The sequence below is a fragment of the Bartonella schoenbuchensis R1 genome, assembly GCF_002022685.1.
GTDB classification, from domain to species: Bacteria; Pseudomonadota; Alphaproteobacteria; order Rhizobiales; family Rhizobiaceae; genus Bartonella; species Bartonella schoenbuchensis.
On record NZ_CP019789.1, the window covers coordinates 1,624,800 to 1,639,307 of the forward strand.

General features: G+C 36.2%; 10 protein-coding genes, 1 tRNA gene and 2 pseudogenes. 7 read left to right on the forward strand and 6 right to left on the reverse strand.

Annotated features, from left to right (window positions below; translation table 11 throughout):
* Window positions 1-30: 30 nt before the first annotated feature.
* A pseudogene (argH, locus tag BscR1v2_RS07310) lies at window positions 31-1,412 on the reverse strand (argininosuccinate lyase).
* Between the two features lie 95 nt (window positions 1,413-1,507).
* Here argH and BscR1v2_RS07315 point away from each other — a divergent pair.
* A complete protein-coding gene (locus tag BscR1v2_RS07315) occupies window positions 1,508-2,197 on the forward strand; it encodes a TlpA disulfide reductase family protein (RefSeq protein WP_078690243.1) in 690 nt (229 codons plus the stop codon).
* A gap of 528 nt (window positions 2,198-2,725) precedes the next feature.
* Here BscR1v2_RS07315 and BscR1v2_RS07320 read toward each other — a convergent pair.
* Both BscR1v2_RS07320 and holA read right to left on the reverse strand, forming a co-directional pair.
* Window positions 2,726-3,580, reverse strand: coding sequence for a YihY/virulence factor BrkB family protein (locus BscR1v2_RS07320; protein WP_078690244.1), 855 nt, complete (start codon window positions 3,578-3,580; stop codon window positions 2,726-2,728).
* A gap of 537 nt (window positions 3,581-4,117) precedes the next feature.
* Entirely contained in the window at window positions 4,118-5,161 is a 1,044-nt protein-coding gene (gene holA / locus BscR1v2_RS07325; RefSeq protein WP_078690245.1) for a DNA polymerase III subunit delta, read from the reverse strand.
* An 890-nt stretch (window positions 5,162-6,051) separates the two neighbouring features.
* On the opposite strand from holA, the gene BscR1v2_RS07330 reads away from it, so the two are divergent.
* The 3 genes from BscR1v2_RS07330 to BscR1v2_RS07340 all read left to right on the forward strand — a co-directional run bounded on the left by BscR1v2_RS07330 (window position 6,052) and on the right by BscR1v2_RS07340 (window position 8,666).
* Window positions 6,052-6,126 (forward strand) — tRNA-Gly (locus BscR1v2_RS07330).
* Window positions 6,127-6,687: 561 nt separating this feature from the next.
* A complete protein-coding gene (locus BscR1v2_RS07335; protein WP_078690246.1) occupies window positions 6,688-7,494 on the forward strand; it encodes a lysophospholipid acyltransferase family protein in 807 nt (268 codons plus the stop codon).
* Between the two features lie 98 nt (window positions 7,495-7,592).
* Complete coding sequence (locus BscR1v2_RS07340; protein ID WP_078690247.1) at window positions 7,593-8,666, forward strand: D-alanyl-D-alanine carboxypeptidase family protein; 1,074 nt, start codon at window positions 7,593-7,595, stop codon at window positions 8,664-8,666.
* Window positions 8,667-8,907: 241 nt separating this feature from the next.
* Here the strand turns inward: BscR1v2_RS07340 and BscR1v2_RS07345 are convergent, their stop codons facing one another.
* The 3 genes from BscR1v2_RS07345 to BscR1v2_RS07355 form a co-directional block, all read right to left on the reverse strand.
* Window positions 8,908-9,657, reverse strand: a complete 750-nt coding sequence (locus BscR1v2_RS07345) for a L,D-transpeptidase family protein (protein ID WP_078690248.1) — start codon at window positions 9,655-9,657, stop codon at window positions 8,908-8,910.
* Between the two features lie 47 nt (window positions 9,658-9,704).
* Window positions 9,705-10,661, reverse strand: coding sequence for an acetyl-CoA carboxylase carboxyltransferase subunit alpha (locus BscR1v2_RS07350; RefSeq protein WP_078690249.1), 957 nt, complete (start codon window positions 10,659-10,661; stop codon window positions 9,705-9,707).
* Window positions 10,662-10,735: 74 nt separating this feature from the next.
* A complete protein-coding gene (locus BscR1v2_RS07355; RefSeq protein WP_078690345.1) occupies window positions 10,736-11,674 on the reverse strand; it encodes a site-specific tyrosine recombinase XerD in 939 nt (312 codons plus the stop codon).
* Window positions 11,675-11,933: 259 nt separating this feature from the next.
* Here BscR1v2_RS07355 and BscR1v2_RS07360 point away from each other — a divergent pair.
* The 3 genes and pseudogenes from BscR1v2_RS07360 (at window position 11,934) to BscR1v2_RS07370 (ending at window position 14,495) form a co-directional block, all read left to right on the forward strand.
* Window positions 11,934-12,573, forward strand: a pseudogene (locus tag BscR1v2_RS07360) (shikimate kinase).
* Window positions 12,539-13,675 carry a 3-dehydroquinate synthase gene (gene aroB, locus BscR1v2_RS07365; RefSeq protein ID WP_078690250.1) on the forward strand — a complete coding sequence of 379 codons (1,137 nt, stop codon included), beginning with the start codon at window positions 12,539-12,541 and terminating at the stop codon, window positions 13,673-13,675. The pseudogene BscR1v2_RS07360 and the gene aroB overlap by 35 nt, the downstream one beginning before the upstream one ends.
* 415 nt (window positions 13,676-14,090) lie before the next feature.
* Window positions 14,091-14,495: an MliC family protein gene (locus BscR1v2_RS07370; protein ID WP_078690251.1), complete on the forward strand. Its 405-nt coding sequence runs from the start codon at window positions 14,091-14,093 to the stop codon at window positions 14,493-14,495.
* The last annotated feature ends 13 nt before the right edge of the window (window positions 14,496-14,508 follow it).

Genomic DNA, 14,508 nt, shown 5'->3' on the forward strand with positions numbered 1-14,508 from the left:
TTAAAATCTATTCACGCATTTAAAATCTATTCACACACTCACAAGATACCTTTTCCAATAGGTAATTTGGCGAAGTACTTCTAAAGGCGCTGTTCTACCAAAACTTTTACGACTTTCAACTGATTTTTCAACTGTTAAAACATCAAAAACGCTGTATTTATATTAGGATAGATCGTTTGAAGTTCAGCCAATAATAAATCATTAAGACGGCATTTCTTTTTTTCTGCCAATGCCACTGATGTGCCCAGTAATATGATGAGCCTCACGAAAGAAAAGCCCCAATTTGCGTACAAGCCAATCAACTAAATCTGTTGCTACTGCATAACCAGAATCTGCTGCTTGCTTTATGAGTGTTTTATTTACTTCCAAATTACCAATGATCCCCGTCATTGCTACCAGCTGACAATTCCAAGCTCAAAGCCCCATCAAACACATAAGTTTTATCTTCCTGCATATCCTTTGAACCTGCATGTCCTTTAAATAAGCAAGAAGTAAGTCTTTCATCATTGTTAAAAATCCAATAAACGCACTACTCAACCGTCCCGATTTCGCCCGTATAAACTCAGAAGCATCAAAATTTCTCTATCAAGATTTCTCTTTTGTGGCGTAATAGATGAACCTATTAAAAAAGCATCTGATAAATGAATAAACTGAAATTGTGCCCTCGACTACAGGATAATCTCTTCTGCTAAGACATTAAAAGATATATTGCACAAAACGCACCAGCGTGTTTAAAAATTCCAACGCAAAATCACGATCTGAAACACTATCTATTAAATTGCGCATCGGCTCATGAAACCCCAGTAGCTTGTATTGTCATAAAGCGATCGATTGGAAAACTTGTTTTTGCCAATGCACCAGCCCCTAGAGGCGACTCATTCATTCGCTCACACGCATCACGCATACGTGATAAATCCCAACCAAATATTTCAACATAAACCATCATATAATGACCAAACGTTACTGGCTGGGCAGTTTGTAAATGTGTAAAACCTGGCATAAAAATATAAAACTATCGACATGCTGTTCTGCTCGAATAAGCAATTGCTCTATGAACTCTTTTATACTTGCACTATCTTTCGCGTTTCATCACGCACCCATAAATGAAAATCAACTACAACCTGATCATTACGAGATACACGCTGTGTGCAAACGGCCTGCTACAGAACCAATCAATTGGCTCAAACCGCGCCTTAATATTCATATGAATATCTTCAAGCTTTCGTGAAAAAGTAAACGTGCCTTTCTTTAACTTCTTGGCAAATAAATTCTAAACCATGCACAATTTTTTCATAATCAGAGTGTGAAATAATTTTCGTTTGTGCTAGCATTGCCACATGAGAAAGTGAACCTTCAATATCTTGCCGATAAAGTTTTTGATCACAATCAATGGAAGCGTTAATGTCTTCCATAACCGCAGCAGGGCCTTGTGCAAAATGGCCACCCTACATTTATCTCAATTTATTATCTGTCATACCTTAAAAGCGCCCATTCAAAGGACAAAATTATGATTTCTCAAACTTTTATCAACTGGAAAAATAAAAAAACACAACGCTTGCTTACATTTTTTATCATTGCCTTAAGTTTATACACAACAATAAACCATAATAATAAAGCGTCTCTTTTTCCTTATTTTATTTCAGTTGCAAAAGCACAAGAAACAAACGCCAATAAAATAAAAGAAGAAAAGATAACAGCGATCAAAAAAGAAGCTAAAGGCTCTTTTAAGCACCTCCGATTTGCCGATACATTTTATAATGTAAGCCAGTTTTCCTTTAAAGATATTCAGGGAAAAGAACATAAATTCTCCGAATTTACTGGAAAACCACTGCTTATTAATCTATGGGCCATTTGGTGTGCACCTTGCCGTGTAGAAATGCCAGAGCTAGCACAATTAAAACGCGATATGAAGGGAGAGAATTTTGATGTCATAGCCATTAACATCGATAAAGTCGCTTCTCCTGAAAAAATTCAACAATTTTTACGTGAAGTGCATGCTGATAATTTGACCTACTACCGCGACGAAAAAATGAACATTTTTACCAACATCCGCAAACAAGGACTAGCTTTAGGGCTACCCATTACACTCCTTGTTGATCAAGATGGTGACCTTATTGCTTCATTTAATGGTATAGCTCCATGGGCCAATAACGATGCCAAAGCACTCATAAAAGCTATCATTAAAGAAACAAAATAACGCTCTCAACGACCACAAATAACTATGCCTTAAAACCACTCAAAAATAGAAATTAGAAATGATCATTAATAATAAAATAAAGTCCATTTGCAAATTGCCCCACTCTCACAAACCTCCTATTAAAACACCTATCACTAAAGTTTAGTCGATTGAGCTTGCTGAATAAAAATATGTACTACCCAGTATTAAGTATAAGGTAAGCTTCACTTTGCTATTTCCACCCGCATCATCCATTGCCAAGGGCTTTAATCTGTCTTCACAATACACGACACCTCATGGCCTTATAATTTACATTCCAAGTCTTGTACCGTCAAACTCCTTAAAAACAGCCTTTGTTAATAAGCGTTTCACTAAATAAGTATTCTAAGCATTGAGAACAAACAAAAGCAACTTAACTTGCCATAATACATATTTGAAACTGATGACGCATAATACAATCAATTTTAGCTTTAGGCGCAAAGCATCCTTATCAATCACCAAAAAGTGATAGTAGGATGTGCACCTTTATTCCCTAAACAAAAAGTTCTTTCATAAATCTGAATGTTGTAAACGAGTGCGATAAAACATAATTGCTGCGTTTATTTCACCCCCCAAAATAAAAATCGCACTCAACATATAAAGAAAAATAATAGCAATCATAATAGATGCTAACCCAGCGTAAGTGGACACATAATTAAACATTGTTAAATAATGTGCAAAAGTAATCGATGCCGAAAACCACAAAAATAGCGTCACGATAATTCCTGGTAAAATATCTCTCAATTTCCTGCGCTTTGCGGGCAACCATTTATGAACAATCAAAAGACTGATAAATAAAACAACCACCGCAATCGTGTAACGCCATAAACGAATAACACCAATATATTCAACAATAAAAGGAAAATGATTTTGTGTAATTTTTATCAGCAAAGGTGCTAAAACTAATAAAAAGCTGATAACACTAATACCGATTGTTCCGATAATCACAAAAAACAAACTTTGAAAACGACAAAAAAACAAACTTCGCTGATCAACAACACGATAAGCCTTATTCAAGGCTGCACGTAAAGCTTCTACCCCATTTGAAGCAAAATAAGCCGCCCCAACAAAAGAAAGCGTTAATAAGCCTCTTCGTTGCGTTACCAAAACATTGACGATTTCTTTAGAAAAAGGTTCTGCAATTGCATCGGGCAACAAGTGCATAAGCGCTTCAATTTTTTGCGGTGTATACGCAAAATCCCAAAAAAAACTGGCCAGAGACGCTCCAAAAATACAAAAAGGAAAAAATGCTAAAAGCCCTGAAAGTACGATATGACTTGCAAAAGCACTGCCATTATCACGTACATAATGACTTACTGCATTAATGAGAATACGACAGCCATAGCACAATACATTTTTTATCAAATCTTCATACTCTCTGATAACTTTCCCTTTAAGTCTCTTTAAGCTTTATAAAAATGATCTAAACTTCATAAATGAAAGTTGTTCTCGTATAAAACAGATATCTTTTTAAGGATAACAATTATGATAGCCAAATTTAAAAAAACTATACTAAAATCAACAACGATAAATCAACAAATTTCATTGATACCTCAAATTACTAAGATCACTGCTTAACTCCCATGTTATCATTGATAAAGGAGTACTTCTTCATACACCGTACCCCAAAATATTAAGTAACCTTGTATTTTATACTTAAATCATGTTGTACAATGATCTTTTTGATCTTGATGCAAATTTGGCAATTACTCAAAACAAACAATGCTTGCTCGTATTACGCGCAATACTACAATCTCATGATCAAAAGCTTTTATGAATTATCGTTTTTTGTCTTTTGACAAAAAAATCACCATAAAGGAAAAATATATCTCATAAAATTACCCAAATTACAAAAAATTACCCAAGTCACAAAAAGACTTTAATGCCGATGGAGCCAATATTTTAAGAAGAGATGCGTTTTTGTGCACTAACTGCCAATCCTAATAAAACTTGATGAACAATAGCTTCACCCAAAAATGGATTTTTACGGCTATCTAAAACAGCGCATTGAATTTTTTCCATAGCATAAGCAATTTGTTCCAACCCCCAATATTTTAGGGCTTTTTCAACTATTTTTTCCCTACGAAAAAAAATCGGTGGCCGTGCTTGAGATATGACTGCAAAAGCAGCTTTCCCTTCAACTTCCACTTGATAGCGCAACAGCTGTAATTGTTGAAAATGCCTTTGTGCTGCACTTAAAACAAAAAAAAGTGTATTTTGCATAGTCGCATATCGACTAAAATGCATCTCAAAACCCGCCACATCCCCCAGTAAAATAGCATCAATGACCTCATCTTGAGAAAGAGCGCTAGCCTCACTTACCACAGCCTTCACATCCTCAAGCGTAACTTGGTCTTTCTTTAAAGCATAAAGACAAAGCTTTTCCAATTCACCACGCGAAATAAGACGGTCCGCCCCTAAACTTTCATATAACCACTTGCGCGCTTCCAAAGAAAGAGTCATTTTAAAATTATTCAAAACCTCATCAATCACTCTATCAAGGGAACGGATATCATCCGTATAACAGGGTAAAGCCAGAGCTGTTGATGCCGTTTCAACAATATTGCGCAACCCCACACCTTTTTTTAGATCCCCTGCTTCAATCAAAACGAAACACGCTTTAGGTGGTTCTTTAATTAAAAGCTTAAGAGCAGCAAGAAAACCTTTTTGATTCGCACCATTGGATATCCATATCAAACGATCACCACCAAAAAGTGATAAAGTGTGGGCTTCATCCTGCAATCGTACGGGGTCTTTATCAATCTCAGCTGCATTGAGACGAATCGTAGAAAAAGGATCATCTATCGCCACTTGCGTGAGCTTAGCAAAACGCTGCGCACGTTCACAAACAAGACCACGATCAGGACCATAAATTAAAACAATGGGAAAGGAACGCGAAAAATGCGTGAGAAAATGATCAACTTCATGTGCTTTCTTTACAGCCAAAATATTAATCCACTACCAAAATATCAAATCCATTATAGTGTATCATGAGTATATCATTTCAAAAACTTTATCGTGAACTTTTTAAAGCATGCCAATCATGCCAAAAAATCTTAACAATGTAATTTACATTTTCTTGAGTGCATGTCCAAGATCATTGTTCCACTACGCACTCTTTCTATACACTATCTGTACACCGATCCCTCACATTTAAAAACTTGATATATAGAATGCATCACCATAATTGTGATTAGTTTATTCTCTTTAATAATCTTTTCAGTTAAATGTATTACAAAATCAAATACTTACTAGATCTTAATGCTGAAGCTATATTTATTTAACTCCAAAACATCCACTTGCACTAAAGTAGCAATCATAAATAAGATAAACCTTATGATACTGCTTATTTAAATAAACTATCCACTTTAATAAGCTATCCACACGATTATGAAAAACTTTAGCAAACTCAAAATCTCATTGAGTAACTCTATTTGACAAAAACTACCGCTTTTTATGGTTTAAAATCGAATAAAATTTTCAATGCTCCTCTCAAAGAGTCACAAGCATCAATTTTTTCAATCATTAAAAAGACCACCCTAACCGGCTAATCAATCTTGAAAAACGCAAACAATGTTGCCAATCTCTTTAACTTATTGATAGACAAAAGTGTGTTTTGCTTAAATTTATAATCACTTAACCCTCCTTTGATAAGGGCATATTTGCTAAAATATAAAGTCAATTATCTAGCACTATTTAAATCATCAGTTGAATAACATTTTTTTAACCTTAAAAAATAAATTTCACTAACATCAAAATAAATTTTACTGAAACGTGATTTTTTGTTGCAATTCAGACAAGGCTAAGCCATACAAAAGGCGTTTGAGAATGTGTGAGCGGGTGTAGCTCAGGGGTAGAGCACAACCTTGCCAAGGTTGGGGTCGTGGGTTCGAATCCCATCGCCCGCTCCAATAAAATATATTTTACTTCCACTAAAATTCACTTTGTAATGCAAAAGCACTTCTTCAAGTGATTTTTTATTTTTTGTAAGAATCGTTTCTTGATTTAAGTATTTACAAAAATTAAGTATTTACAAAAATAATGAAGTAAATTTGATAACTAAGCAAAACCCTCTGTAATAAGCTATGTTATCTGAGCATCTTAAGCCATATTTACTTGATTTTGTATCAAATCGAATTTAATTCGATCAGTTATAAAAGGGGTGTCGTTTGCGTAAAAAACATAAAACTATCTTACGCATTTAATGCAGTCATAGCTAACTACCGCATTTAATATTTTAAGCTTTTATTTCTAATAAAAATTCCAAATTTCTTTGAATTTCAATCTGATAAAAAAAATCAAGATCAACTAATAGATAAAATTTGTTGAGAAAAGTTTTCTTCTAACAACCTGCGATATTCTTAGTTTTTTGTTTTATAGTTTAAAATACATAAAAATAAGTATATTATAATAACGATATTTTCACACATAGAGTGGAACAACTAGAGCTTCAGCAAATATTAAATAAAAATATGGTACTTATCCTTCGTTCTCTTCTCTTTACGTTTGCTTTTTATACAACCACTTTTGTGCAAATGATTCTTTATGCCCCTTTTTATTTTTTAATGCCTCGTAAAAAAGCGTGGGTTATCCCTAAAACATGGGCACGTGTTACATTATTTTTACAAAAATACATTGCTGGAACACACTATGAAATTGAAGGCATAGAAAACCTCCCAAAGGGGGCATATATCATTGCTATAAAACATCAATCTGCATGGGAAACTTTTAGCCTTGTACCCTATTTTGATGATCCTGCTCTTATTTTAAAACGTGAACTGATGTGGATCCCTTTTTTTGGCTGGTATATGGCCAAAACACAAGTTATCCCGATTAACCGAGCAACCCCTATTCAAACCCTTAAAATCATCATACAAAAAGCAAAACAAAAAGCAAAACAAGGGCGCCAAATTCTAATCTTTCCCGAAGGAACACGCCGACAACCCGGTCAAGAACCAAATTATAAACCAGGCATTACTGCCCTTTATAACGAATTAAAACTCCAAGTTGTACCCATTGCCCACAACGCTGGTTTATATTGGCCACGTGATAATTTTCGCCGCTATCCAGGAAAAATTCGTGTGCGTATTCTTCCTCCTATCGAAATTGGCTTAAATAAACGTGACTTTTTAGACCAATTAATCGAAAAAACAGAAAAAACCTGTGATGAATTGCTCTTATTGGCCGCTCAAGACCCCACTCCTCCACCTATGCCACCCTTTGCTGTTAAAAGGCTTCAAGCACTCGGTCATCATTGGAAGGGACCTATACGTAATTAAACGTTCCTTTCTTTATTTTATACATTCAAATCTATTGTATTTAAAGCTAAAACAGTTCTAAGTTACTTAAACTGAACAATAATTGGATTTAAAATTATATGCGTCAACTCTTATACAGCCTCTGTTTGTCTTTCATTTTAAGTATGACAAGCACTCTAGCTCTAGCTTATCCCTTTATTTCTGTTGACGCTGCAACTGGACGAATATTACAACATAACCAAGCTTTTGAACGATGGTACCCTGCTTCTTTAACAAAATTAATGACCACTTATGTCATTTTTCGTGCCATGAGCACAGGAGAAATTTCACCACAAAAACACATCACCATCAGCAAAAATGCATCACAAGCTTCCCCCTCTCACTCAGGTTATGAAGCAGGTTCCATCCTTACACTCGAAACAGCTTTAAGCATCACATTAGTTAAATCAGCCAATGATTTGGCCATTGCTTTAAGTGAAGCTGTTTCCGGTTCACAAGAAGCTTTTGTGCAACAAATGAATGTCCAAGCCCAACGTTTAGGCATGTTTGGAACTCATTTTGCCAATGCAAGTGGTCTGCCACATCCAGACAATTACACCACAGCACGCGATATTGCTCTTCTCGCTGTTCAAATCCGCCGGGAATTTCCCCAATATGCTCACTATTTTTCTATTCCAGCTATTGATTTTGGTGATGGGCGAAAAATCAAATTCAATTCAAACAACCTCATTAACCGTTTTTATGGAACAGATGGTATGAAAACTGGTTTTACTTGCGCCTCTGGTTTCAATCTTGTTGCTTCAGCAACCCGCAATAAACGTACGATTATTGCTGTCGTTTTAGGGTTAGATACCATTAATGCAAGGGAAGGAAAAGCAGCACAATTGCTTGAAACAGGCTTTTCTCTTCAAGGTTCTGCACAATCAACATTAGCCACTTTAAAACCTTATGGCACTAAAATGACGCAAATCACCGATATGGAAGAACAAATATGCGATCCTGAAGTTGTAAAAAAACGCATAGAAGACACCTTCGATAAGGAAGGAAATGTTATCCTTACCTCTCCTTTAATCACTGCTTTACCTTCTTCCGTTCTTCCTTTGACAGTACAACTCATTGCCGCACCACAGACATATAAAACTAATCCAAGAATACCGCGCAAAATCCCCATCCCGCATAAACGACCAGCCTAAATATAAATAAATATAAATAAATTATTGTTGATGATTCACGTGGAACATAGGAAAATAGCCTATATTTCTATTACCTTTTTTAACCAGTTTTCTACGTTTTTCGGTAATTCTGCTTAAATGTTCTACTAAGGCACGATAATATTATCATCGTAATGAATAGTGATCATTTTTAAATAAATTTAGCAAACTGGTTTTGAAAAATTATAAAAGACACGATATCTTTCACAATAAAATCTATATTTTATGGTCTTACCGCACTTAAATCTTTTTTGGTAAAACGATCGAAAACATAGCGTTTTTCGTAAACATCAATTTTTGAAGGCGCACGCTTGGCCTCAAAGAGATCATAACCTTCTTTGAGCATCATCCAAAATGGATAATGAGGGTTGTCACGATGACGCTCCATATTAGCATCGGTCATGCGAAAGGGGAAGGTATGTAACTGAAATTCTTTCTGCCCACCCTTAAAAGCATCCCGTGCAAAAGCATAAATTTGTCCCATATTATTATCAGTCATTGCATAACAGCCTACAGAAGTACAACCCCCATGCACCATAAGATAACTACCCGTACGGCCATGTGCTTGATCATAAAGATTAGGAAAACCAATATTAAAAGAAAGATAACGCCTCGAATAAGGATTCATTTGACTTGCGTTAACAGTATAAAAACCTTCTGGTGTTTGATAATCCCCTTCTTTATATTTAGGTCCAAGTTGGCCTGACCATTTACAAATGTCATAACTTGCCACAAGCACAAAACGCCCGGTGCGGTCTTGTTTCCAAACTTCAGCAGTATTTTCTTCCTTAAAAAAACGCATCATAATTGGTGCATATGGATCGACATTATACTCAACCATTTTATGTTGAATTTCTTTGGGTAATGGCTGCTTAACCTTAGCCTGAATGGAGGCAGGCAACCGCTCCTGACACGCTGCCAATATCCCAACTGCTAACAAAAAAAATGATAAAAAATATCGACTTAATTTCATTGAAATAAAACTCTAACCTATAAAGTCTCTCACACAAACCACTTCAATTAAGCCAAAGAACGGCCAATTTGAAGATATTTTTCCCAACGCTCCTGTCTTATGGTTTCACCATCCTTACCAGCCATAGAATGTAAAGCAACAGAAATAATATTACTTGTCGTCTCCATAACAGCTTCCTTTCCCCGATGTGCTCCCCCTAAAGGCTCAGGAATAATGCCATCAATAACCTTTAGCTTATAAAGGTCTTGAGCAGTAATATGCATATTGGTTGCTGCATCTTTCGCACGAGTTGGATCGCGCCATAAAATAGAAGCCGCTCCTTCTGGTGAAATAACTGAATAAATTGAATGCTCTAACATATAAACCTTATTAGCTGCAGCAATTGCTATTGCCCCTCCAGAACCACCTTCTCCAATAATGACTGAAACAACAGGAACGCGTAGACGTAAAGTTGCCGCTGTTGATTGTGCAATTGCCTCTGCCTGTCCACGTTCTTCAGCACTTACACCAGGATAAGCACCGGCTGTGTCAACAAAAGTTAATAATGGCAAATCAAAACGATCAGCCATTTCCATAATCCGCACAGCTTTACGATACCCCTCTGGGCGAGCAGAACCAAAATTATAGCGTAAACGTGTTTGTGTATCATGGCCTTTTTCTTGACCTATATAAGCAATCGCTTCACCCTTAAAGCGTGCAAAGCCAGCTTGAATAGCCTCATCTTCAGCAAATTTACGATCACCTGCTAAAGGTGTAACATCACTCAATAAATATGCTGAATAATCCATAAAATGAGGTCGATTAGGGTGGCGTGCCACTTGTGTTTTTTGCCACGGTGACAACTTTTTATAAAGATCGCGCAAAGCCATCTGAGAACGCATCTCAAGACGCGCAATCTCATCCTTCATGTCAAGACTACCCTTTTCTTGAGCAATCTTTTTCAATTCAAGAATTTGCACATCTAGATCAGCAACAGGTTTTTCAAAATCAAGATAATTATACATTGTTCCTAACTTATTCGTGTATAACTTATATATCTATAATCTTTTTAAGTATTTTTCAAAATATTACTTTTTCTTTACCCGGCCTTCTGCTGATCGGCAAGTGGGTGATGCTCATTAACCAAACAATACAGCCTTTCTTCCAATACATGTGTATAAATCTGGGTAGTAGAAATATCACAATGCCCCAATAAATGCTGAACCACACGCAAATCAGCACCATTTTGCAAAAGATGACTAGCAAAAGCATGGCGCAACACATGGGGAGAAAAGTTGCTGCTTTTCACTCCTGCTCTTTCAGCAAGCTCTTTTAATCCTCGTGCAACAAACTGGCGAGCGACATATCCTGTTGATGAGCGAGCAGGAAAAAGATAAAAGCTTGCCGCATCCTTGCCCTGATCACGCAAAACTAACCACTGAGAAATAACTTGGCACGCCTTATCTGATAAGAGAACCATACGTTCTTTTTCTCCCTTACCACGAACAACAATAAATTGCTCCTTTCCGCGTACTGCTTGAACCGGAAGACTTACCAACTCACTAATGCGTAATCCTGTCGCATAAAGCATTTCAATTAATACCTGAAGACGCAACGCACGCATGTGATTTTTCGATCCATAATCTGTTTGATCTACTTCTAGTTGCGCACGATCAAGTAATTTTGTCACCGTATCTTCATTCATGGTTTTTGGTAAAAGACGTCTTTGACGAGGCGTATCAATATCATGAGAAGGGTCATCTGTTCTTAATCCCTCAGCATAAAGAAATTGATAAAACTGACGCAAAGTCGATAAACGACGTGCTTGCGAAGTAGCTGCAAAACCAGCAGTATGCATAAGCGACAAAAGATTGATTAAATCCTCTCTTTGTGCCGAAAAAAGTGAAACAGAACGTGAACACAACTGGTCATGTGCCCATTGTAAATCATTCTGATAAGCAGAAAGTGTATGAGCACAAGCCCCTCGTTCAGCGCTCATCATTTCAAGAAAACGATCTATCACAGCATTACTTTTCATGGATTTGCTTTCAAAAATACATTGCATAAATTAAAAGGAGCATTGCGACGCATATTTTTTATTATGAAATTCAACCCAAATTATAAACACTATCTATCATAAGACTGGAAAATAGCTGATTATAATGAAAAAACTTATTAAAATCAGGTGAATATTGGCATAAGAAAATAAATTATCCCAAAAACATTCCTAACTTTATTATACCTGACAAAGATTAACAGAAATTGATTTTAAAGAAGATAAATATCGAAATAAAATCATGAAAAATAAGCAGCTTCAAAATATTTCAATAACACAAATAAAAAACCAACTATTATCACGTCTTAACCAACAAACACTTGTATTCGTCGGCCTTATGGGTTCAGGAAAATCCGTTGTTGGAAAACATGTCGCCGCTATGCTCAGTTTGCCATTTTATGATTCTGATCAAGAAATCGAAAAAGCTGCACAGATGACAATCGCCCAATTATTTGAAATGTATGGCGAATCAAAATTTCGCGCTCTTGAACAGAAAGTTATTCTAAACATCATTAAAAAAGGTCCTCTCATTTTAGCGACAGGTGGAGGTGCCTATATGAATGAAAACATCCGAAAAGCCATTCATCAAAATAGTATATCCATATGGCTTAAAGCAGATCTTCATGTCCTTATAGAGCGTGTTTCAGGGTGTTTTGCACGACCATTGCTTCAAACGGCAAATCCTAAAGAAACGATGCAAAAACTCATGGAGCAACGCTATCCTATTTACGCACAAGCAAACTTAACAATTAACAATCATGAAGAACATTATCACATAGTAGCACATAATGTGATACAGGCTGTACAACGCTATTTATCCATAAAATAACGATAGAGATAAAAAGCATGCAAACCAAAATCGTTACTGTCAAACTGAATAAACATTGTTATGATATCGTTATCGGCTCAGGTTTAATTGCACAAGCAGTCTCAAAGATTAAGCATTATTTGCATCAAAAGAGTTCTCATCAAAAAATACGTTTAGCTATTGTTACAGATAAAAATGTTGCTGCTTTTCATTTGAACACATTGCAGACAAAATTAGCAGAAAATGAAATCTACACGGTCCCTATCATCGTAGAAGCAGGAGAACAATCAAAGTCGTTTCCAATTTTGCAAAATGTGATCGATAAAATTCTTGTCGCTCATTTAGAAAGAAGCGATAGCATTATTGCTTTGGGGGGCGGTGTTATTGGTGATCTTGCAGGATTTGCTGCAAGCATCATACGCCGAGGTATGCATTTCATTCAAATGCCTACAACACTTCTAGCACAAATTGATTCATCCGTCGGTGGAAAAACCGGAATCAATAGCCCCTATGGTAAGAATCTCATCGGTACCTTTTATCAACCCCAATGCGTTATTGCTGACACTGATGTTCTCAATACATTACCTTCACGCGAATTTCGCGCTGGTTATGCAGAAATGGTTAAATATGGCCTCATTAATCAACCTCATTTTTTTGAATGGCTTGAAAAAAATTGGCAAAAAGTCTTTTCCAAGGGCCCAACACAAATAGAAGCTATTGCTCGCTCATGTCAATTTAAAGCTGATATTGTAACGCACGATGAACATGAAACAGGCCAACGCGCCTTGCTAAATCTTGGTCATACATTTGGACATATGCTTGAAACAGCAACTACCTATGATTCAAATCGTTTAATCCATGGTGAAGCTGTAGCTATTGGAATAATTTTAGCCCACCAGTTTTCTGAACAATTAAATTTAATCAGCCCCACAGTGACACAACGTATTAAAGCACATTTTAAAACCGTTGGTTTACCAACAAAACTACAAGATATCCCCGGCAAACTTCCAGATGCCGAAACACTTATGACCTTTATTGCCCAAGATAAAAAAGTTTCGCAAAATAACTTAACTTTTATCCTAACACGCGCACTGGGCCAATCATTTATCGCTAAAAACGTTTCACCAAATGCAGTCTTGACTTTCCTGAAACAAAAATTAATGAAATCTGATTAATTTCTATTTATTAATTGATTAATTTTTATACTTTAGTTAAAAGAATAGGTGTGATTTGAGTCTGCGTAGCTCAGTAGGATAGAGCACAGGATTCCTAAATGAATTGGGCGCTTTGAGGAGAAATCCTTAAAGTGGATCTGCTCAAATTCGGGGAAAGCTTCACAGGAGACTGTATGCCAATCCCGAGCCAAGCCTGTTTTAAAAAAACAAGGAAGGTGTAGAGACTGAACGGGCAGCACCTAAAAAGTGTATACTTCAAGGTGAAGAGACAGTCCAGACCACAAACAGCTTACAATAACAAAGACTGGCGATGAAAATCGAAGTGGTATGAATCCTGGGGTCGTGGGTTCGAATCCCGCCGTAGACACCATTTCATCAATTAAGGTTATCACTTATGAGTAAGAAGGAAGCATCAATGAAAAAAATTCTACCTATTTTAGGACTTTTTGCTTTAGGAGCTTTTGTTATTTTTTATTTCTTGTTCAATAAAACAAATATTTTTTCCAGTTCTTTAGTCATTGAAGTACCAAGCAATTCAAACCCCACTAAAGAAACAGTTGTCTATCAATGTGGCACTCAAACCAATAGAGAACGTATTGAAGTTACTTATCTCAACGCTGGCAATATTTCGTTAGTTGATTTCACATGGAACGGTGAACGCATTATTGGAGCAAATGTAATTGCAGCTTCAGGTTCAAAATATGCGGGAGCCCAATACATTTGGTGGACAACTAAAAATGAAGCTATACTTTATGACCTTATTAATGATCCCAATGAAGAAAAGCCCATTATGTGTGAAGAAGAAAGAAACACAAAATAAAACAAATTTTAGA

Coding starts and splice junctions, on each gene's coding strand:
- BscR1v2_RS07355 (WP_078690345.1), bottom strand. CDS start 11,674: ATGAAAAGTAATGCTGTGATAGATCGTTTTCTTGAAATGATGAGCGCT.
- BscR1v2_RS07345 (WP_078690248.1), bottom strand. CDS start 9,657: ATGAAATTAAGTCGATATTTTTTATCATTTTTTTTGTTAGCAGTTGGG.
- BscR1v2_RS07370 (WP_078690251.1), top strand. CDS start 14,091: ATGAAAAAAATTCTACCTATTTTAGGACTTTTTGCTTTAGGAGCTTTT.
- aroB (WP_078690250.1), top strand. CDS start 12,539: ATGCAAACCAAAATCGTTACTGTCAAACTGAATAAACATTGTTATGAT.
- BscR1v2_RS07335 (WP_078690246.1), top strand. CDS start 6,688: ATGGTACTTATCCTTCGTTCTCTTCTCTTTACGTTTGCTTTTTATACA.
- BscR1v2_RS07350 (WP_078690249.1), bottom strand. CDS start 10,661: ATGTATAATTATCTTGATTTTGAAAAACCTGTTGCTGATCTAGATGTG.
- BscR1v2_RS07315 (WP_078690243.1), top strand. CDS start 1,508: ATGATTTCTCAAACTTTTATCAACTGGAAAAATAAAAAAACACAACGC.
- BscR1v2_RS07340 (WP_078690247.1), top strand. CDS start 7,593: ATGCGTCAACTCTTATACAGCCTCTGTTTGTCTTTCATTTTAAGTATG.